Origin of the sequence: Variovorax sp. HW608 (genome assembly GCF_900090195.1) — a bacterium.
GTDB lineage: Bacteria > Pseudomonadota > Gammaproteobacteria > Burkholderiales > Burkholderiaceae_C > Variovorax.
The window spans coordinates 4,050,640-4,069,848 of record NZ_LT607803.1; the positions used below are offsets into that span (position 1 = coordinate 4,050,640).

Here is a 19,209-nt window from a genome sequence, read left to right on the forward strand (position 1 = left end):
CTCAACCCACCAGTGCCCTGGTGGCAAAAAACAGCACCGACGGGCCCATCAGGCAGCCGAGGCCGGTATGGAAGGTCGCCACCAGTGCGCCGTAGGGCACCAGCTTGCGGTCGGTGGCGGCGAGGCCGGCGGACACCCCGCTCACGGTGCCTGCGAGGCCGCCGAACACCATCGCCGAGCGCGGTGTCTTCAGGGCCAGGAAGCGCGCCGCGATCGGCGTGCCGACCATCACGATGATGGCTTTGACGAGCCCCGTCGCGATGCTCAGCGCCATCACGTCGGGGCTCGCGCCGATGGCAGCGCCGGTCACGGGGCCGACGATGTAGGTGACCGCGCCCGCGCCGATGGTGGTCATGCTCACCGCGTCGGAGTAGCCGAAGCTCCATGCGATGGCGGCGCCGACGACGAAGGGCAGCACCGTGCCGAGCAGCAGCGACACCGCGCCGATCAGGCCCGCCTTGCGCGCCTCGGTGGCCTGCACTTCGAAGGCGGTCGCCACGATCGCGAAGTCGCGCAGCATCGCGCCGCCCATGAGGCCGATGCCGCCGAACAGCGACATGTCGGCCAGGCCCTTGTGGCCGCCGGTCTGCGTGCCGCCCCAGTAGGCGAGCGCGAGGCCGATCACGATCGCGATGGCCGAACCGTGCACCCGGCCGAAGGTCAGCCGGCGGGAAATCTGGCCCGAGACCAGGATGACCAGGCCGACCACCGCGAAGGCGGTCACGAGGCCATTCTGGAGGGCGGCTTTTTCGAGGATTTCGATCATGGTGTCGCTCCGCGATCCGGTTATTCCGCTTCGGTCAGCAGGGGGTTGTCGTGGAGCTTCGGCGTCGTCTCCGCTTCCGCCTCCGGCCGTTCGGAGCGGTTGATCGCGGCAATGACACAGGCGCAGACCACCACCGCGGCGATGGCCGAGAGCACCGCGACCGGGCCGCCGCGCAGCGCCGACACCATGTCCTGCTGCGCCGCCATGGCGACGACGACCGGGATGTACATCGCGCCCCAGTACTCCACGCCGAGCTCGGTCAGCTTGGGCAGCATGTTTCGCTTCTGCATGTAGAGCCGCGCGAAGATCAGGAGCAGCATCGCGATGCCGACACCGCCGACATTGGTCTTCACGCCGAGCGCCTGGCCCAGCAGATCGCCGAGAAAGATGCCCAGCAGATGGCAGACGGCCAGCAGGGCGGTACCGAAAATGATCATGTGCGTCTCCTGGAAATGCACCGCTCGAAGCTGCGGTGTCGTGGAGACAGAAGGTATCGGTGGCCCCTTGCTGGATCAATTAAGGGGGAGCGGCGATGCTTACGCGCTGTGAAACGATCGTGGGTAAACCCTTAGGCCAGATCCGCCTTCGAGCTGCGGCAGAGCGCCAGCAGCGCCAGCAGGTTCGGGTCGCGCTCGCGGGTGCGCAGGAAGTTCACGGCGATCGTCTGGCGCACGAGGTATTTCGGCTGCAGCGGCACCAGCCGCACGTTGTGCGGCAGCGCCCCGCGCACCCGCCCCGGCAGCAGCGTATAGCCGACGTCGCCGCTCACGAGGTTCATGAGCGAGAAGATGTCGCCGGTGCGCATGACCACGTCGGGCGTGAAGTCCGCGATGCGGAACGACGCCATGAAGCCGTTGTAGGTCACGAAGCCTTCGGAGAGGCTCACGAAGCGCTCGTGCCGGCAGGCGCCGAGGTCGACCTCGGCCATCTCCGCGTAGCGCGAGCCGACGGGCGCGGCGAAGAAGATGTCGTCCTCGAAGAGCGGCTCGGATTCGACGTCGGGCGCTTCGTCGGGGATCGCCATCAGCACCGCATCGACCGCGCCGTCGCGCAGCTTCTGCAGCAGGTCGGCGTTCGAGCCCAGCACCAGCTCGGTGTGCAGATCGGGCTTGCGCAGCTTCATGCCCATGATGACCTTCGGCACGGTGCGGCTGGTCAGCGAATAGAGCGAACCGATGCGGATGCGGTCCGCCGAATAGCCCGCCACTTCGCGCGTGGCGCGGATGCCCTCGGACATCGTGCGCACCACCTCGCGCGCCACGTCGGCCAGCGCCCGGGCGGCTTCCGTGGGCAGCAGGTTGCGGCCTTCGAGCCGGAACAGCGCGCAGCGCGCGCCCGTCTCCAGCGAGTGCAAGGCGCGATGCACGCTCACGGTGCTGATGTCGAGCTTTTCGGCGGTGCGCGCGAGATTGCCGGTCTCCATGAAGGCCAGCAGGATCTCCAGCTTGCGGAAGGTGATTTCTTCGTCGACGAGGAATGTCATGAACTGGCGGGATGTCGGATCTGAGCCGGATTGTGGGCTGCTTGCGGCGCTGCCGGATGTGTGTCGGTGTGTAAGCGATTCGCCTTGGGCCACCGCAAGCGAAGCCGCGCCCGAATTCCTAGAATGTCTGCCCCATCCCGCAAGGCATTCATGACACAGGGCTCCATCCGCATTCGCGGCGCACGTCAGCACAACCTCCAGAACCTCGATCTCGACATCCGCACCGGCGAGATGACGGTGGTCACCGGGCCGAGCGGCTCGGGCAAGTCGAGCCTGGTGTTCGACACCCTCTACGCCGAAGGCCAGCGTCGCTATGTCGAGACCTTCTCGGCCTACGCGCGGCAGTTCCTCGACCGCATGGACAAGCCGGCGGTCGACAAGGTCGAGGGCGTGCCGCCCGCGATCGCGATCGACCAGACGAACCCGGTGCGCTCGTCACGCTCGACCGTCGGCACGATGACGGAGCTCAACGACCACCTGAAGCTGCTCTTGGCCCGCGCGGCGCAGTTGTTCGACCGCGAGACCGCGCTGCCGGTACGGCACGATTCGCCCGATTCGATCTATGCCGAGCTGGTTTCGCGCGCGGCCGCGGCGGGCGATCCGCGGGTGGTGTTGACCTTCCCGGTCGAGCTGCCTGCGAGCACCAGCGCCGACGAAGTCACGCAGTGGCTTTCCGCGAGCGGCTTCACGCGCGTCCAGGCCGAGCGCGAGGTCGCGACGCCGACCGGCCCGCGCAAGGTGCTCGACGTGGTGGCCGACCGCTTCCGCATCGCCGGCGCCGAGCGCGCGCGCGTGATCGAGGCGATCGAAGTGGCGCTCAAGCGTGGCAGCGGGCGGCTCACCGTCTATGCGCTGGCGGGGGAGGAGGGCGCTGAGCCAGATGTTTGGAAGTTTTCGACCGGCCTGCATTGCCCCGAGAGCGACATCCGCTACGCGGACCCGATCCCGTCGATGTTCTCGTTCAACTCGGCCGTGGGCGCCTGCGACACCTGCCGCGGCTTCGGCCGCGTGATCGGCGTCGACCTCGGCCTCGTGATCCCGAACGACAAGCTCACCTTGCGCGCCGGCGCGATCAAGACCATCCAGACGCCCGCCTGGAAAGAGGCGCAGGACGACCTCATGCGCCACGCCGAGGCCGCCGGCATTCCGCGCGACACGCCCTGGAACAAGCTCACCGACGCGCAGAGGCACTGGGTGATCGAGGGCACGCCCAACTACAAGGAAGGCAACTGGAGCCGGCAGTGGTACGGCATCCGCCGCTTCTTCGGCTACCTGGAGAGCAAGGCCTACAAGATGCACATCCGCGTGCTCTTGTCGAAGTACCGCAGCTACACGCCGTGCCCGACCTGCGCCGGCGCACGGCTCAAGCTCGAAAGCCTGCTGTGGCGCATCGGCAGCAAGGAAGACGCCGACGCGGTGCTCGAGCCCTCGAAGCGCTTCATGCCGCAGGGCGCGAAGTGGTCGCGCGCGCAGCTCGAAGCGCTGCCGGGGCTGTGCCTGCACGACCTGATGCTGCTGCCGATCGAGCGGCTGCGCCGCTTCTTCGACGGCATGGAGAGCCACGGCAACCAGAGCAACGCGAGCGAAGGCGAGGTGCAGGCGCTCAAGCTGCTGTTCGAGGAGATCACGACGCGGCTGCGCTACCTGCACGACGTCGGCATCGGCTATCTCACGCTCGACCGCCAGAGCCGCACGCTGAGCGGCGGCGAGGTGCAGCGCATCAACCTCACGACCGCGCTCGGCACCTCGCTCGTGAACACGCTCTTCGTGCTCGACGAGCCCAGCATCGGATTGCATCCGCGCGACATGAACCGCATCACCGAAGCGATGCTGCGCCTGCGCGATGCGGGCAACACGCTGGTGGTGGTGGAGCACGACCCGGCCGTGATGCTCGCGGCCGATCGTGTGATCGACATGGGCCCGGGCCCCGGCGTGCGCGGCGGTCGCGTGGTGTTCGACGGCAGCACCAACGCACTGCGCGACGCCGACACGCTGACCGGCCAGTACCTCGGCGGCCGCAAGCAGATCGGCATGGGTTTCCGCCGCATGGTGAGCGACAACACGCCGCGCCTGATCCTCGAAGGCGTGCGCGAGCACAACCTGAAGGACGTGACGGTGGAGATTCCGCTGTCGCGCCTGGTGTGCATCACCGGCGTGAGCGGCTCGGGCAAGTCGACGCTGGTGCAGGACGTGCTCGCGCCTGCGCTGATGCGGCACTTCGGCCGCGCGACCGAATCGCCGGGCGCGCACGACCGGCTGCTGGGCGCCGACCATCTGAGCGACGTGGTGTTCGTCGACCAGTCGCCGATCGGCAAGACCGCGCGATCCAATCCCGCGAGCTACGTGGGCGCGTGGGACGCGATCCGCGAGATCTTCGCGACCGCCGCGCTGTCGCGGCAGCGTGGCTACACCTCGTCGAAGTTCAGCTTCAACAGCGGCGACGGGCGCTGCCCGACCTGCGGCGGCTCGGGCTTCGAGCACGTGGAGATGCAGTTCCTGTCCGACGTCTACCTGCGCTGCCCCGATTGCGATGGCAAGCGCTACCGGCCGGAGATCCTCGAAGTCACGATCGAGCGCAAGGGCCGCACGATGAACGTGGCCGACGTGCTCGAACTCACGGTGGCCGAGGCGGCCGCCACGTTCGAAGCGGACCGCGAAGTGCTGCGCATGCTGCAGCCGATCGTCGATGTCGGCCTCGACTACGTGAAGCTCGGCCAGCCCGTGCCGACGCTCAGCGGCGGCGAGGCGCAGCGCCTGAAGCTCGCGGGCTTTCTTGCGGAGGCCGCGAAGAACGGCAGCGCGAGCAAGCAGCCGCTGGCGCGCAAGGGCCAGCTCTTCCTCTTCGACGAACCGACCACCGGCCTGCACTTCGACGACATCGCACGCCTGATGCGCGCCCTGCGCAAGCTGCTCGATGCGGGGCATTCGCTGGTGGTGATCGAACACAACCTCGACGTGATCCGAGCCAGCGACTGGATCATCGACCTCGGCCCCGAAGGCGGCGAGGGCGGCGGCCAGGTCGTCGCGGTCGGCACGCCCGAGCAGGTGCGCGAGAACCGCGCCTCGCTGACCGGCGAGGCGCTGGCCGACTACGAACTCGCGATCGGCCCCGGCGCCTTCAAGGTGGCCGAGCGCGCGGCGCGCGAATATGCCGCCCATGCGCAGCCGGTGCAGGGGCGCGATGCGATCCAGATCGTCAATGCGCGCGAGCACAACCTCAAGCACCTGTCGGTCGATGTTCCGCGCGGCAAATTCAGCGTCGTGACCGGCGTCAGCGGCTCGGGCAAATCCACGCTGGCCTTCGACATCCTGTTCAACGAGGGGCAGCGGCGCTATCTCGAATCGCTCAATGCCTATGCGCGCAGCATCGTGCAGCCGGCGGGCCGGCCCGAGGTGGATGCGGTGTATGGCATTCCGCCGACGGTGGCGATCGAGCAGCGCCTGTCGCGCGGCGGCCGCAAGAGCACGGTGGGCACGACCACCGAGGTGTGGCACTTCCTGCGGCTGCTCTATGTGAAGCTCGGCGTGCAGCACTGCATCCACGACGGCGCGGCGGTGCAGCCGCAGACACAGGACAGCATCGCGGCGCAGTTGCTGAAGAACTTCAAGGGCCAGCACATCGGACTGCTCGCGCCGCTCGTGAGCAACCGCAAGGGCGTCTACACCGAGCTGGCCGACTGGGCGCGTCCGCGCGGCTACACGCATCTGCGGGTGGACGGCGAATTCCTGCCGACCACGGGCTTCCCGCGCATCGACCGCTTCAAGGAGCACAGCATCGAGCTGCCGGTGGCGAGCCTCGACGTTCTGCCCTCGCAGGAGACCGAACTGCGGCAGGCGCTTGCGCGTGCGCTGGAGCATGGCAAGGGCGTGGTGCACGTGCTGAGCGATCTCACCGGTTTGCGCGGCGCGATGATGGCCGGCGCGCCGACCCGCGGCATCGGGCGTGCGCATGTGTTCTCGACCCTGCGCGCCTGCCCGGTGTGCAGCACCAGCTATGCCGAGCTCGATCCGCGCCTGTTCTCCTACAACAGCAAGCATGGCTGGTGTCCCGATTGCGTCGGCACCGGCGTCAAGCTCACGAAGGAGCAGCGCAAGGTCTACGACGACTCGGTGATGGCCGACGACCAGAAGGGGCGCGAGCAGACCTTTGCCGAACCCGAGGCCGAAGACGTGGGCGACGTGGTGTGCCCGACCTGCGAGGGCACGCGGCTCAATCCGACCGCGCGCGCGGTGCTCTTCGGCGCCTCGGATGCGTCGGGCAACGGCGGCATCGGCATCACGCAGCTCGCGCGCATGAGCGTGAGCGACATCCGCGTGTGGTTCGAGGGCTTGCAGCTTTCGGGGCGCGAGGCGGAGATCGCGCGCGACCTCGTGCCCGAGATCCGCAGCCGGCTCGAATTCCTCGAAGAGGTGGGGCTCGGCTATCTCACGCTCGACCGCGGCGCGCCGACCTTGAGCGGCGGCGAGGCGCAGCGCATCCGGCTCGCGGCGCAGCTCGGCAGCAACCTGCAGGGCGTCTGCTACGTGCTCGACGAGCCGACCATCGGCCTGCATGCGCGCGACAACCAGATCCTGCTCGACGCGCTGCACAAGCTGGGCGACAAGGGCAACACGCTGGTGGTGGTGGAGCACGACGAGGACACGATCCGCCGCGCCGATCACATCATCGACATCGGCCCGAGCGCGGGCAAGCGCGGCGGGCGCCTGGTGGCCGAAGGCACGGTGGCCGAGATCCAGGCGGCGAACGATTCGCAGACGGGCCGCTATCTGCGCGATGCGATCAAGCATCCGCTGCAGGCGCGCCGGCCGGTGCCGGCGCCTGAACCCGGTGCGCCGGACTGGCTCACGGTGCGCGGCGCGGACATGCACAACCTGCAGGACGTGACGGTGTCGCTGCCGCTCAAGCGGCTGGTCGCGGTGACGGGCGTGAGCGGTTCGGGCAAGTCCACGCTGGCGCGCGATGTGCTGCTGTCGAATGTGCATGCCGTCGTGGCGCAGCGCATGACGAAGGCGGGGCGCGATGCGGATGCGGCGGGCAAGCGTCCCGCGTGGGCCGGGTGCCGTGCGGTCGAAGGCTACGAGACCATCGACCGCGTGCTCGAGGTCGACCAGACGCCGATCGGCAAGACGCCGCGCAGCTGCCCGGCCACCTACATCGGCTTCTGGGACACGATCCGCAAGCTGTTCGCGGACACGCTGGAAGCGAAGGCGCGCGGCTATGGTCCGGCGCGCTTCAGCTTCAACACCGGCGAGGGCCGGTGCCCGGGTTGCGAGGGCGCGGGCGTGCGCACGATTGAGATGAGCTTCCTGCCCGACGTGAAGGTCCCTTGCGAGGTGTGCCACGGCGCGCGCTTCAATCCCGAGACGCTGGCGGTGAGCTGGCGCGGCAAGAGCATCGGCGACGTGTTGCAGATGGAGGTCGACGAGGCGGTGGCGTTCTTCGCCTCGATGCCGAACATCAGCCACCCGTTGCAGTTGCTGAAGGACGTGGGCCTGGGCTATCTCACGCTGGGGCAGCCTTCGCCGACCTTGTCGGGCGGCGAGGCGCAGCGCATCAAGCTGGTGACCGAACTGAGCAAGGTGCGCGACGACGTCACGCGGCGGGGCAACAAGACGCCGCACACCCTCTACGTGCTCGACGAGCCCACGGTCGGCCTGCACATGGCCGACGTCGAGAAACTGATCCATGTGCTGCATCGGCTGGTGAACGGCGGGCACAGCGTGGTGGTGATCGAGCACGATCTCGACGTGGTCGCCGAGGCGGACTGGCTGATCGACCTGGGGCCTGAGGGCGGCAATGCGGGGGGGCGCATCGTGGCTGCTGCGCCGCCGGAAGCCGTCGTGGCGTTGCGCACGCACACCGGCGTGGCCCTGGCGCCCGTGCTGGCGCGGGCGGGGCGTTCGGCGAAGGTGGTCGTGCCCTTGCCGGTTGCGGAAGAGTCAGCCGAAGGGTTGCGGCGGGAGGCCTGATTCCGTTGGCCCTGGGGCGTCCGCCCGGTCTGCGATGCGGCGCTGCGAGCTTCACTGCGCCGGCCGCTTCGCGGCTGCCCTGCGGTGCTCGCCTTTCGCGGGGTCTCGCGCAAACTCGCTTCGCTCAAACAAGCGCGAGCCCTGATCCGCGAAAGGCTGCGCTCCTCGGCGGCGCAGAGGCGCCCGCAGCGCCGCATCGCAGACCGGGCTCTGTGATTGATCAACGGATTGTTCGGCTCCGACGTCGCGGTCCGCTCCCCGGTGACCGCCGTGCCAGTAGAGGTGGACAGTTTTTCCCTGCCGTGTCCACGGTGGTGGGCGGTATGGGCTGGGCCGGCCGTTGAGACGCCGCCGAGCAGCGCAGCGGTACGCGGAAAAAGGGCTGCGCGTGTCTGAGCGAAGCGAGTTTCGCGCGGACCCCGCGTGCCGTGAGCAGCGCAGGGCAGCCGCGAAGCGGCCGGTGGCGTCGGCCGGCCCAGCCCATACCGCCCACCACCGCCCCTCCGATCTCAGTACCCCCACCCATCAGGACGGCCCATTGGTCGAGCGGAAAGACAAGCGCTACCCTATCGCCATGCTCACCGTCTTCAACCACCTCCACGCAGTTCATCACGGCAAGTTCGAGATGTTTCGGGGTCAGCTGCTGCCGTGCTTCGAGGTCCCGGCGCGTGCCGACTACGTCCTGCGGGAATTGCAGGAGCGCAACCTCGGGCCCATCGAATCGCCCGTTGAATCGGATGAATCCGCATTCGCGCGAGTTCATTCGCAGCGCTACCTCGATTTCCTGGCCGGTGCATGGAGCGAATGGATCGCGCTGGACCCCGCCAACGCCGAACGCGACGCGCTGCCTTCGTACTGGCCGATCCGCACCTTCCGCTCCGACGTGCTGCCCGCGAGCTTCGCTGCGCGCATGGGCCTGTTCTCGTACGACGCGGGCACGCCGCTGACCGCCGGGACCTGGCAGGCGGCCCGTGCGGGCGCCTTCTGCGCGCTGACCGCCGCGGCGCACGTGCTGCGCAGCGAGCGCGCCGCGTTCGCGCTCACGCGCCCACCGGGGCATCACGCCGGCGCGGATTTCTTCGGCGGCTACTGCTTCCTCAACAACGCGGCCATTGCGGCACAGGCATTGCGCGATGCGGGCGTGGAGCGCGTCGCGGTGCTCGACATCGACTACCACCACGGCAACGGCACCCAGGCCATCTTCTACGACCGTGCCGATGTGCAGTTCACCAGCATCCACGGCGATCCGCACACCGAGTATCCGTACTACCTCGGCTATGCCGACGAGCGCGGCGCGGGCGATGGCCTCGGCTTCAACCACAACCTTCCGCTGCCGCGCGGCACCGGATTCGCGCGCTGGCGCGAGGCGCTGAAGGAAGCATTGCGCGGCATTGCGAAGTTCGAGGCCGGCGCGCTCGTCGTCTCGCTCGGCCTCGACACCTTCGAAGGCGACCCGATCGCGGGCTTCACGCTCGCCACGCCCGACTATCTGCGCATCGGCGAAGACCTCGCGCGCGCCGGCCTGCCGACCGTCTTCGTCTTCGAGGGCGGCTATGCGGTGGCCGAGGTGGGCGCAAATGCGGTCAACGTGCTCGAGGGATTCATGCAGCACGCGGGCTGAACCCGGCCCGCGCGCATGACGATCAGCCTGCCGCGCGCTGTGCCGAGCGGCCCTTGCGCAAGCGCGTATAAGCCACGCCCGCGAGCATCAGGCAGCACGCCAGCACGAAGGCGGCGCTGATCGGGCGGGTCACGAAGATGCCCGGGTCGCCCCTGGAGAGCAGCAGGGCGCGGCGGAAGTTCTCCTCCACCATCGGGCCGAGCACGAAGCCCAGCAGCACGGGCGCCGGCTCGAAGCCGAGCCGGGTCGTGAAATAGCCGCCGACGCCGATCGCGAGGACGACGCCGACGTCGAACAGGTTGTTGTTGCCGCTGTAGACCCCGATGCAGATGAAGAACAGCACGCAGGGGTAGATGATCCGGTAGGGCACCGTGAGCAGCCTGACCCACATGCCGATGAGCGGAATGTTCAGCACCAGGAGCAGCAGGTTGCCGACCCAGAAGCTGGCAATCAGGCCCCAGAAGATCAGCGGGTGTTCGCTGATCAGCTGGGGGCCGGGCTGGATGTTGTGGATCATCAGGGCGCCCAGCATCAGGGCCATCACGGCATCGCCCGGGATGCCCAGGCTCATGGTGGGGATGAAGGCCGTCTGGGCTGCCGCGTTGTTGGAGGCTTCGGGGCCCGCGATGCCTTCGATGGCGCCGTGGCCGAACTGCTCGGGATGCCTGGAGACCTTCTTCTCGGTGGCATAGGAGATGAACGAGGCGATCGTGGAACCGGTGCCGGGCAGGATGCCGAAGAAGGAGCCGATCGCCGTGCCGCGCAGGATCGGCATCCAGGAGCGCTTCATCTCGCCCTTGGCCAGACGCAGCGAGCGCAGCGTGACCTTGGTCTCGACCGCGCCGGTGCCGATCCGGTTGACGTTGGCCAGGGTGTCGGCGATGCCGAACAGCCCCATGGCGAGTGCGACCAGTGCCAGGCCGTCGGTCAGTTCCGGGATGTCGAGCGCGAAGCGCGCCACGCCCGAGTTCACGTCGGTTCCCACCACACCCAGTATCAGTCCCACGAGCACCATCGCGATGCCCTTGAGCGGCGAGCCCTTGGCCAGGGTCGAGGCCGCAAGCAGCCCGAGCAGCATCATGGCGAAGTATTCGGCCGGGCCGAACCGGAAAGCCACGTCGACCAGGAGCGGCGAGAAGAAGGTCATCAGCGCGATGCCGATGCTGGCGCCGATGAAGGAGGCGAGCATGGCCATGAACAGGGCCGCACCGCCGCGGCCCTGCTTGGCCATGGGATGACCGTCGAGACAGGTCACCGCATGCGAGGCGACGCCGGGCAGGTTCAGCAGGATCGAGGTGGTGGCGCCGCCGTACTGGGCGCCGTAGTAGATGCCGGCCAGCATCATCAGGGCGGCGGTCGGGTCGAGCGAGTAGGTCACCGGCAGCAGCAGCGAGATGGCGGCCAGCGGGCCGATCCCGGGCAGCACGCCGATCAGGTTGCCCATGAAGACGCCGATGAAGGACCACATCAGGTTGTTGGGCAGCAGGGCCACCCCGAAGCCCTGCCACAGGTTGTTCAGTGCGTCCATCGATCAGCCCCCGAAGAAGAGAGGGAACTGGATCTTCAGCAGGACGGAGAACACGAGCACCGCCAAGGCACTCATGCTCAGGCCCAGCACCGTGGCCGTGACCCACGTGTTGCGCCGATCGCCCAGGGCCGAGACAAAGACCAGGCCGAAGGTGGCGGGCACCAGCCCGGCGTATTTGCCGAGCACGATGAAGGCGATCACGCCGCCGGTCACGCAGGCCCAGGCGCGGTACTCGGGTGCGCCCCGGGCTTCCTCCGGTGACGTGTCGGGCGCGGCCGAGGGCGACAGCACCATCAGCAGGCTCACCAGGCACAGCAAGGCGCCCAGCAGCATCGGATAGAAGCCCGGCCCCATGCGGGACGCGCTGCCGAAGTGGTAGTTGGATCCGCCGGCCATGGTGGCCAGCCCGATGGCGAGCATCAATCCCGCAGACGTCAGCTCGCGCCGATCGATCCTGATTCTCATTTTTTCGTCTCCCTTTTTTCGCTTCGAGCCCGAGCGGCCCGGCGCGCCGAATTCTAGGAAGGCTCGGAGCGCGGTCATCGGGGACATTACGTAGGGCGAGGATGCCAAGGCCAATGAGAAAAAGCCCCGCATCGCGGGGCTTTTTCCGGGTGCGTTGCGCCCTAATTCGCGCGTTACTTCGCGCGTGCCACGGCGGCCGAGCCGGCCATCAGTGCGAGCAGGATCATGAGGAACACCGAGAACTCCTCCGTCCATGCGAAGGAGGGGGCGGTGAAGTGGCGCAGCGCGGCGTTGGCGAAGGTGATGCAGGCCAAGAGGCCCATGATGACCACGGTCGTCCAGTCCAGGGTGGCGAGCGGGATGCGCGCCGGTTCGTCGGCGGCTTCGATTTCGGGGCGGAGGGGGCTGGCGGCGTCCAGCACGGGGTCGGACTGGTTGGGGGTGGTCATCGTGATCGATCCTAACGATCGATCACCATGCATCCATGGGGGATTTCCTTAGCCGGCCCCGAGGGCCGGCTTCCCCCCCAACCCCGTCAGTCGAAGTAGCTGCGCGCCCGGTCGAGGTGCTCGCGGCACTCCCGGACCATGCGCTCGATCAGTTCCGCGCAGGTCGGCACGTCGTCGATCAGGCCGATGCACTGCCCCGCCGAAACGACGCCGCCATTGACCTCGCCGGACTGCAGCGCCGCCCGGCCGCGCACGCCGGCGACCAGCGGGCGGATGTCTTCGAACTGGCAGCCGCCGGGGCGGTTCTCGGTAGCGACCACTTCCTCGGAGATCGCGTTCCTGAACACGCGCGCGGTGTTCTTCATGGTGCGGAACATCAGCTTGGTGTCGCGCTCCGAGGCCGCGACCAGCGCCTGCTTGATGTTGTAGTGGATCGGCGCTTCCTGCGTGACGCAGAAGCGGGTGCCCATGTTGACGCCCTCGGCGCCGAGCGACAGCGCCGCGGCCATGCCGCGCCCGTCCGCGATGCCGCCCGAGGCGATGATCGGGATGTTGAGCGCGCGCGCCGCGATCGGCAGCAGCACGAGGCCGGGCACGTCGTCCTCGCCCGGATGGCCCGCGCATTCGAAGCCGTCGATCGACACGGCATCGACGCCGTTGCGCTCCGCCGAGAGCGCATGGCGCACCGAAGTGCACTTGTGGACGATCCTGATGTCGTGCGCCTTGAACTGCGCGATGAAGTCCCGCGGGCTGTTGCCGGCCGTCTCGACGATCTTGATGCCGCTGTCGATGATGGCCTGCACGTACTCGGCGTACGGCGGCGGCTTCAGCGCGGGCAGGATCGTGAGGTTCACGCCGAACGGCCGGTCGGTCATGGTGCGCGTGCGCTCGATCTCGCGGCGCAGGTCGTCGGGCGTCTGCTGCGTGAGCGCCGTCAGGATGCCGAGGCCGCCGGCGTTGGAGACCGCCGAAGCGAGCTCCGCCAGCCCGACCCATTGCATGCCGCCCTGGATGATCGGGTAGCGGATGCCGAGCAGTTCGGTGACGCGGGTCTTCATGGTGCTTCCTTTCGGGTGTGGTGCGGTCAGAGTGCCTTCACCAACTCCGGCACGGCCGTGAACAGGTCGGCCACGAGGCCGTAGTCGGCCACCGAGAAGATCGGGGCTTCTTCGTCCTTGTTGATCGCCACGATCACCTTGGAGTCCTTCATGCCCGCCAGGTGCTGGATCGCGCCGGAGATGCCGCAGGCGACGTACAGCTGCGGGGCGACGATCTTGCCGGTCTGGCCCACTTGCCAGTCGTTCGGGGCATAGCCCGCGTCCACCGCGGCGCGGCTGGCGCCGAGGGCGGCACCGAGCTTGTCCGCCAGCGGCGTCATCACTTCATTGAACTTCTCGGCGCTGCCCAGCGCCCGGCCACCCGAGACGATGATCTTGGCGGCGGTGAGTTCGGGGCGGTCGCTCTTGGTGACTTCACGGCCCACGAAGCTGCTCTTGCCGCTGTCGGCCACGCCGTCGGCGTTTTCGACTTGGGCGCTGCCACCGGTGGCGGCTGCGGCGTCGAAGCCCGTCGTGCGCACCGTGATGACCTTGATCGCGTCGCTGCTCTGCACGGTGGCAATGGCGTTGCCCGCGTAGATCGGGCGCTCGAAGGTGTCGGCGCTATCGACCTTCGTGATGTCGCTGATCTGGGCCACATCCAGCTTGGCCGCCACGCGCGGCGCGACGTTCTTGCCGTTGGCGGTAGCCGGGAACAGGATGTGGGTGTAGTTCCTGGCGATGGCCAGCACCTGGGCGGCCACGTTCTCGGCGAGGTTCTCGGCCAGGCTCGGGCTGTCGGCGACGATCACCTTGGCAACGCCTGCCGCCTGGGCAGCGGCCTTGCCGGCTTCGGCGGCATTGGCGCCGGCCACCAGGACGTGGACGTCACCGCCGCAGGCCTTGGCCGCGGTCACGGTGTTCAGGGTCGCCGGCTTGAGGGTGGCGTGGTCGTGTTCGGCAATAACAAGTACGGTCATGTCTGTCTTCCTCAGATCACCTTGGCTTCGTTCTTCAGCTTGTCCACGAGGGTGGCGACGTCGGGCACCTTGATGCCGGCGCCGCGCTTGGGCGGCTCGGCGACCTTCAGGGTCTTCAGGCGCGGCTTGACGTCCACGCCCAGGTCTTCGGGCTTGAAGGTATCGAGCTGCTTCTTCTTGGCCTTCATGATGTTGGGCAAGGTCACGTAGCGCGGCTCGTTCAGGCGCAGGTCGGTGGTGATGACCGCGGGAAGAGACAGCGACAGGGTTTCCAGGCCGCCATCGACTTCGCGCGTGACGCTGAGCTTGTCGCCGGCCACTTCGACCTTCGATGCGAAGGTGCCCTGGGGCAGGTCCGCCAGGGCGGCGAGCATCTGGCCGGTCTGGTTGTTGTCGTCGTCGATGGCCTGCTTGCCGAGGATCACCAGGGCCGGTTGCTCCTTGTCCACCAGTGCCTTGAGCAGCTTGGCAACCGCGAGAGGCTGCAGCTCTTCAGTCGTTTCCACGAGGATGCCGCGATCCGCGCCGATGGCCATCGCGGTGCGCAGCGTTTCCTGGCACTTCGCATCGCCGCAGGAGACGGCGATGACTTCGGTGGCCACGCCCTTTTCCTTCAGGCGAACCGCCTCTTCGACGGCAATCTCGTCGAAGGGGTTCATGCTCATCTTGACGTTGGCAATGTCCACACCGGTGCCGTCGCTCTTCACGCGCACCTTGACGTTGTAGTCGACGACCCGCTTGACGGGGACCAGGATCTTCATGGGTTCACTCCTTCGATTTGAAATTCGTTCACTCGAGCTTCGCGCCCGATTGCTTGATGAGGCGTTCCCACACCGGGCGCTCCTGCTTGTAGGCGGCGGCGAAGGCCTCGGGCGAGCTGTCCTTGATCTCGAAGCCCATGGCCGCGATGCGCGCCTGCACGTCGGGCTGCTGCGTCGCCTTGCGGACCTCCTCGGCGATGCGCTGCACGATCGGCTTCGGCGTCTTGGCGGGCGCGGCGACCGCGAGCCGCCCGGTGACGCGATAGGCCTCGTCCTTCATGCCCTGTTCGGCCAGCGTGGGTACGTTCGGCAGCGTGCTCATGCGGCGCTCGCCGGTCACGCCGATCGCCTTGAGCTTGCCCGACTCGATGTGCGGCTTGGCGACCAGCGCGCTCGCGAAGGCCATCTGGATCTGGCCGCTGATCAGGTCCTGGATCATCGGTGCCTCGCCCTTGTAGGCCGCATGGTTCATGTCGGCCTGCTGCGTGAGGCTCATGTGCGCACCCGCCAGATGCGGATAGGCGCCGATGCCATATGAACCGTAAGCCATCTTGCCCTTGTTGGCGCTGACGTACTTCAAGAGCTCGGGCCCGGTCTTCACCGGCACGCCCGGGTGCACCACCAGGACCAGCGGCGCGGCCGCGATCTGGTAGACCAGCGCGAGGTCGCGCTCGGTGTCGTAGGGCAGCTTCTGATAGAGGAACTGGTTGGTCAGGAGCGAATTGCTCAGCGACAGCACGATCGTGTAGCCGTCCGGCGCGGCCTTGGCGACCATGTCGGTGCCGATGATGCCGGCCGCACCGGGCTTGTTGTCGACGATCACCGGCTGGCCCATGCTGGCCGCCATCTTCTCGCCGATCACGCGCGCGAGCACGTCGGTCGCGCCACCGGCGGCGAAGGGCACCACCAGCCGGATCGGCTTGCTCGGATAGGTCTCGGCATGGACAGCGGCAAGGCCGCACAGCGCGGCAGCGGATGCCGCCGCGCGCAGCCACGTCCTGCGACTCGGCAGAAATGCATTCATGGATGTCTCTCGGGTTGGTTGGTTCGGAAAAACTACTGCAGGACCACCTGCGTCCTGAACGGCAGCCGGCCCAGCGACTGCGCGAGCTGCGCATGCAGTTGCGGGGCCTTGGCACCCGCGGCGGCCGCATCGACGATCACCTTGAGCGCGCTCTCGCCATCCGCCTCGACGCGCGGCCGCGCCGCTTCGCCAAGACCCGCAAGACCCAGTGCCGCGCAGGCTTCGTCGACGATGGCCTCCGCCACCTTGCGCGCGGCCAGCGCGCGCAGCTGCGGCTTGTAGATCTTGCCGACGTTGGTCATCGGCATGTGCTCGATCACGATCACCGACTTCGGCCTGGCGGGCGCCTCGTCGACCCGTTCGCCGGTGAAGGCGAGCAGCTCGGCTTCGGTCGCCGATGCGCCGGGCGCGAGCGTGGCGAAGACCACCGGCAGTTCGCCCGCATAGGCATCGGGCGCGCCCACCGCGGCGCAGAGCTGCACCGCAGGGTGCGCGCCGAGCGCATCCTCGATGACCTTGGGATCGATGTTGTGGCCGCTGCGGATAATCAGGTCCTTGGAGCGGCCCGAGAGGTTGAGCCGCCCTTCGGCATCCAGCCAGCCCAGGTCGCCGGTCGCGAGCCAGCCGTCGGCGGTGAACGCCTTCGCGGTGTCGGCCGGATCGACGAAGCCCGAGAACACGTTGGGCGACTTGAACAGCACCATGCCCTGCTCGCCGGCCGGCAGGTCGCGGTCGCTCGCGTTGCCGTTCGAATCGAGCGCGACGATGCGCATCTGCGCGTAGGGCAGCCGGAAGCCGACGCAGCCGGCCGGCCCGTTCACGCCCGGCGGCGTGATCGTCGAGATGCCCGCCATCTCGGTCATGCCGAGGCTCTCGTGCACATGCAGGCCGAAGAGCCGCTCGAAACGCGCCGCCAGTTCGGGCGGCAGTACCGCCGCGCCGGTGCGGCAGTAGTGGATCGACGAGATGTCCGCGCCGGCCAGCGGCACGTTGGCCAGCGCGGCGAGCACCGTCGGCACCGCCGAGAGCGAAGTCGCCCGGTACTTCTCGACCAGCCGCCAGTAGTTGGCCACCACCTCCTTGTTGCGCAGCAGCGATGGCGTCGGAATGATCATTTCCACGCCCGCCGACAGCAGCGCGAGCGAGGCCGGCAGCACGCCCGCGACATGGAACAGCGGGTAGCCGTTGATCGAGGTGTCCTTCGCGCTCTGGCCCGTGAGTTGGATGCTGGCCCAGGCGGTGAACACCTGCGCGCCGTGGCTGTGCCGCGCGAGCTTGGGGGCGCCGGTGGTGCCGCCGGTGTGGAAGTAGGCGGCGATGTCGCCGGCCTGGATGTCGCGGCCGCTCACCAGATGGTCGCCGGGCTCCTTCATGCGTTCCGCCAGAAAGTCCAGCACGCCATCGGGCAAGGGGCCGGCACTGCCCGGCGCTTCGTCGTGCGGCGCGACGCGCAGCACGGTCGTGAGCGAGGGCAGCTCGCCGCGCAGGCGCATCGCCTTCGACCACATGCCCGATTCGGCATCGCTGCCGTAGGCGATCAGCACCTTCGCGCGGCCGGCCTTCATCAGCGAGACCAGCTTCTCGTCGGTGAGCAATGGGTTGAGCGGCTGCGCGATGCCGGCCGCCGCACCGCCCCAGAGCGCGAGGTGGTATTCGAGGCAGCCCGGCAGCAGGATCGCGACCGCATCGTCGGGCCCGACGCCGAGCCGGTTGAGCAGGTTCGCGGTCTGGTGGATGCCGGCCATCAGTTGCGCATACGACCAGCGGATCGGCGCGTCGTCCGGATTGCCGGTGCGCAGGAAGGTCAGCGCGGTCTTGTCGCCGAAGGCCGCGGCCGAGTTGCGGAAGATCTCGTAGGTGCTGCGCACCGTGAGCGCTTCGGCGAGCGGTGTCTCTTCCAGCCTGCGGATGTCGCCTTCGCTGCGGATCGGAAACGACGCGCTGAAGGGCGCGGCGATGGGCGGAGGATTCGTGCTCATGCCGAATCCCTCAGGCGCGGCCGAGCGCGATGTAGCGCTGCAGGTGGTGGTCCTCGTCGCCGAGCTGGTGGTCGATCATCACCAGCCGCTTGGCGAAGTGCGCGAGCGGCAGCTCCCAGGTCATGCCGATGCCGCCGTGCATCTGGATGCTTTCCTGCGCCACCAGCGTGCCGATGCGGCCGATGCTGAACTTCGCGGCCGACAGCGCGCGTTCGCGCGTGACGCGGTCCGCCTCCATCGCGGCCGCGGCGTTGATCACGGCCGAGCGCGCCTGCTCGATCTCCAGCAGCAGGTCGGCCATGCGATGCTGCAGCGCCTGGAAGCTGCCGATGAAGACGCCGAACTGCTTGCGCGTGCGCAGGTACTCCAGCGTGGCGGTCTTGGCCGACTCCATCGCGCCGAGCGCTTCGGCGCACAGGGCGAGCACGCCGCGTCCGATGGCCCGTTCGAGCGCGTCGAAGCCCTTTCCTTCGGCGCCGAGCAAGGCATCGGCGCCGATCTTCGCGTTGTCGAACGTCAGTTCCGCCACACGGCCGCCGTCGATCGCGGGGCAGCCGCGCACCTCGAGGCCCGGCGTGTTCGCGGGCACGAGGAAGAGCGAGATGCCGGCTTCGTCGTCCATGCCGCCCGAAGTGCGTGCCGAGACCACGAAGAGGCTCGCCTGTTCGCCCTGCTGCACCACGGCCTTCACGCCGTCGAGCACCCAGCCGTCGCCGCTGCGTTCGGCGCGCGTCCGAACGCGCGACAGCTCGTAGTGCGATTCGGGTTCGTCGTGAGCGAATGCGGCGACCGTGGTGCCGCCGATGATCCCGGCCAGCTTCGCCTTCTGCGCCTCGTTGCCGCAGGCCGAGATCGCCTCGCCGGCCATCGCCGCGCCGAGCAGCGGCTCGACCACGAGCCCGCGTCCCAGTTCCTCGAAGACCACGGCGACATCGAAGCCCGCGCCGCCGAAACCGCCGTCGGATTCGCTGAACAGCGCGCCGATCACGCCCAGTTCCGCGAACTGCTGCCAGATCGCCCGGCTGAAACCTTCCTTCGATTGCGCGATGCGATTGCGCGCCTCGAAGCCGTACTGCTCCGCGATGAAGCGGTTCAGGCTGTCGGCGAGCATGCGCCGGTCTTCGGTGTGTTCGAAGTTCATGACCG

Annotated in this window: 14 protein-coding genes; 2 read left to right on the plus strand and 12 right to left on the minus strand. The window is 68.3% G+C overall.

From position 1 onward, the window contains the following. Position 1: 1 nt before the first annotated feature. From madM to VAR608DRAFT_RS19140, 3 genes are all read right to left on the minus strand, one after another. Positions 2-766 carry a malonate transporter subunit MadM gene (madM, locus tag VAR608DRAFT_RS19130; protein ID WP_088955485.1) on the minus strand — a complete coding sequence of 255 codons (765 nt, stop codon included), beginning with the start codon at positions 764-766 and terminating at the stop codon, positions 2-4. 20 nt (positions 767-786) lie between these two features. Beyond that, the gene (madL, locus tag VAR608DRAFT_RS19135) at positions 787-1,203 is read right to left on the minus strand and encodes a malonate transporter subunit MadL (protein WP_088955486.1); all 417 of its coding nucleotides are present in this window, start codon (positions 1,201-1,203) and stop codon (positions 787-789) included. 131 nt (positions 1,204-1,334) lie between these two features. Further along, a complete protein-coding gene (locus VAR608DRAFT_RS19140) occupies positions 1,335-2,249 on the minus strand; it encodes a LysR substrate-binding domain-containing protein (protein ID WP_088955487.1) in 915 nt (304 codons plus the stop codon). A gap of 150 nt (positions 2,250-2,399) precedes the next feature. On the opposite strand from VAR608DRAFT_RS19140, the gene uvrA reads away from it, so the two are divergent. Both uvrA and VAR608DRAFT_RS19150 read left to right on the plus strand, forming a co-directional pair. Then, positions 2,400-8,219 (plus strand): excinuclease ABC subunit UvrA, encoded by a 5,820-nt coding sequence (gene uvrA, locus VAR608DRAFT_RS19145; RefSeq protein WP_231973572.1) that lies wholly within the window; start codon positions 2,400-2,402, stop codon positions 8,217-8,219. 574 nt (positions 8,220-8,793) lie between these two features. Then, complete coding sequence (locus tag VAR608DRAFT_RS19150; RefSeq protein WP_088958863.1) at positions 8,794-9,840, plus strand: histone deacetylase family protein; 1,047 nt, start codon at positions 8,794-8,796, stop codon at positions 9,838-9,840. A gap of 22 nt (positions 9,841-9,862) precedes the next feature. Here VAR608DRAFT_RS19150 and VAR608DRAFT_RS19155 read toward each other — a convergent pair whose 3' ends face one another. The 9 genes from VAR608DRAFT_RS19155 to VAR608DRAFT_RS19195 form a co-directional block, all read right to left on the minus strand. Further along, a complete protein-coding gene (locus VAR608DRAFT_RS19155) occupies positions 9,863-11,368 on the minus strand; it encodes a tripartite tricarboxylate transporter permease (RefSeq protein ID WP_088955488.1) in 1,506 nt (501 codons plus the stop codon). Between the two features lie 3 nt (positions 11,369-11,371). Continuing rightward, positions 11,372-11,833, minus strand: coding sequence for a tripartite tricarboxylate transporter TctB family protein (locus VAR608DRAFT_RS37135; RefSeq protein WP_157731049.1), 462 nt, complete (start codon positions 11,831-11,833; stop codon positions 11,372-11,374). Positions 11,834-12,006: 173 nt separating this feature from the next. Then, positions 12,007-12,282, minus strand: a complete 276-nt coding sequence (locus tag VAR608DRAFT_RS19165) for a TRAP transporter small permease subunit (protein ID WP_172843874.1) — start codon at positions 12,280-12,282, stop codon at positions 12,007-12,009. Between the two features lie 86 nt (positions 12,283-12,368). After that, positions 12,369-13,340 (minus strand): NAD(P)H-dependent flavin oxidoreductase, encoded by a 972-nt coding sequence (locus VAR608DRAFT_RS19170; protein ID WP_088955490.1) that lies wholly within the window; start codon positions 13,338-13,340, stop codon positions 12,369-12,371. Between the two features lie 26 nt (positions 13,341-13,366). Further along, on the minus strand, positions 13,367-14,299 hold the full coding sequence (locus VAR608DRAFT_RS19175) for an electron transfer flavoprotein subunit alpha/FixB family protein (protein ID WP_088955491.1): 933 nt from the start codon (positions 14,297-14,299) through the stop codon (positions 13,367-13,369). An 11-nt stretch (positions 14,300-14,310) separates the two neighbouring features. Continuing rightward, on the minus strand, positions 14,311-15,060 hold the full coding sequence (locus tag VAR608DRAFT_RS19180) for an electron transfer flavoprotein subunit beta/FixA family protein (RefSeq protein ID WP_088955492.1): 750 nt from the start codon (positions 15,058-15,060) through the stop codon (positions 14,311-14,313). A gap of 28 nt (positions 15,061-15,088) precedes the next feature. Then, positions 15,089-16,084: a Bug family tripartite tricarboxylate transporter substrate binding protein gene (locus VAR608DRAFT_RS19185; RefSeq protein WP_088955493.1), complete on the minus strand. Its 996-nt coding sequence runs from the start codon at positions 16,082-16,084 to the stop codon at positions 15,089-15,091. A gap of 32 nt (positions 16,085-16,116) precedes the next feature. After that, positions 16,117-18,063 carry an acyl-CoA synthetase gene (locus VAR608DRAFT_RS19190; RefSeq protein WP_088955494.1) on the minus strand — a complete coding sequence of 649 codons (1,947 nt, stop codon included), beginning with the start codon at positions 18,061-18,063 and terminating at the stop codon, positions 16,117-16,119. Positions 18,064-18,073: 10 nt separating this feature from the next. Then, positions 18,074-19,204, minus strand: a complete 1,131-nt coding sequence (locus VAR608DRAFT_RS19195; RefSeq protein ID WP_088955495.1) for an acyl-CoA dehydrogenase family protein — start codon at positions 19,202-19,204, stop codon at positions 18,074-18,076. Between the last annotated feature and the right edge of the window lie 5 nt (positions 19,205-19,209).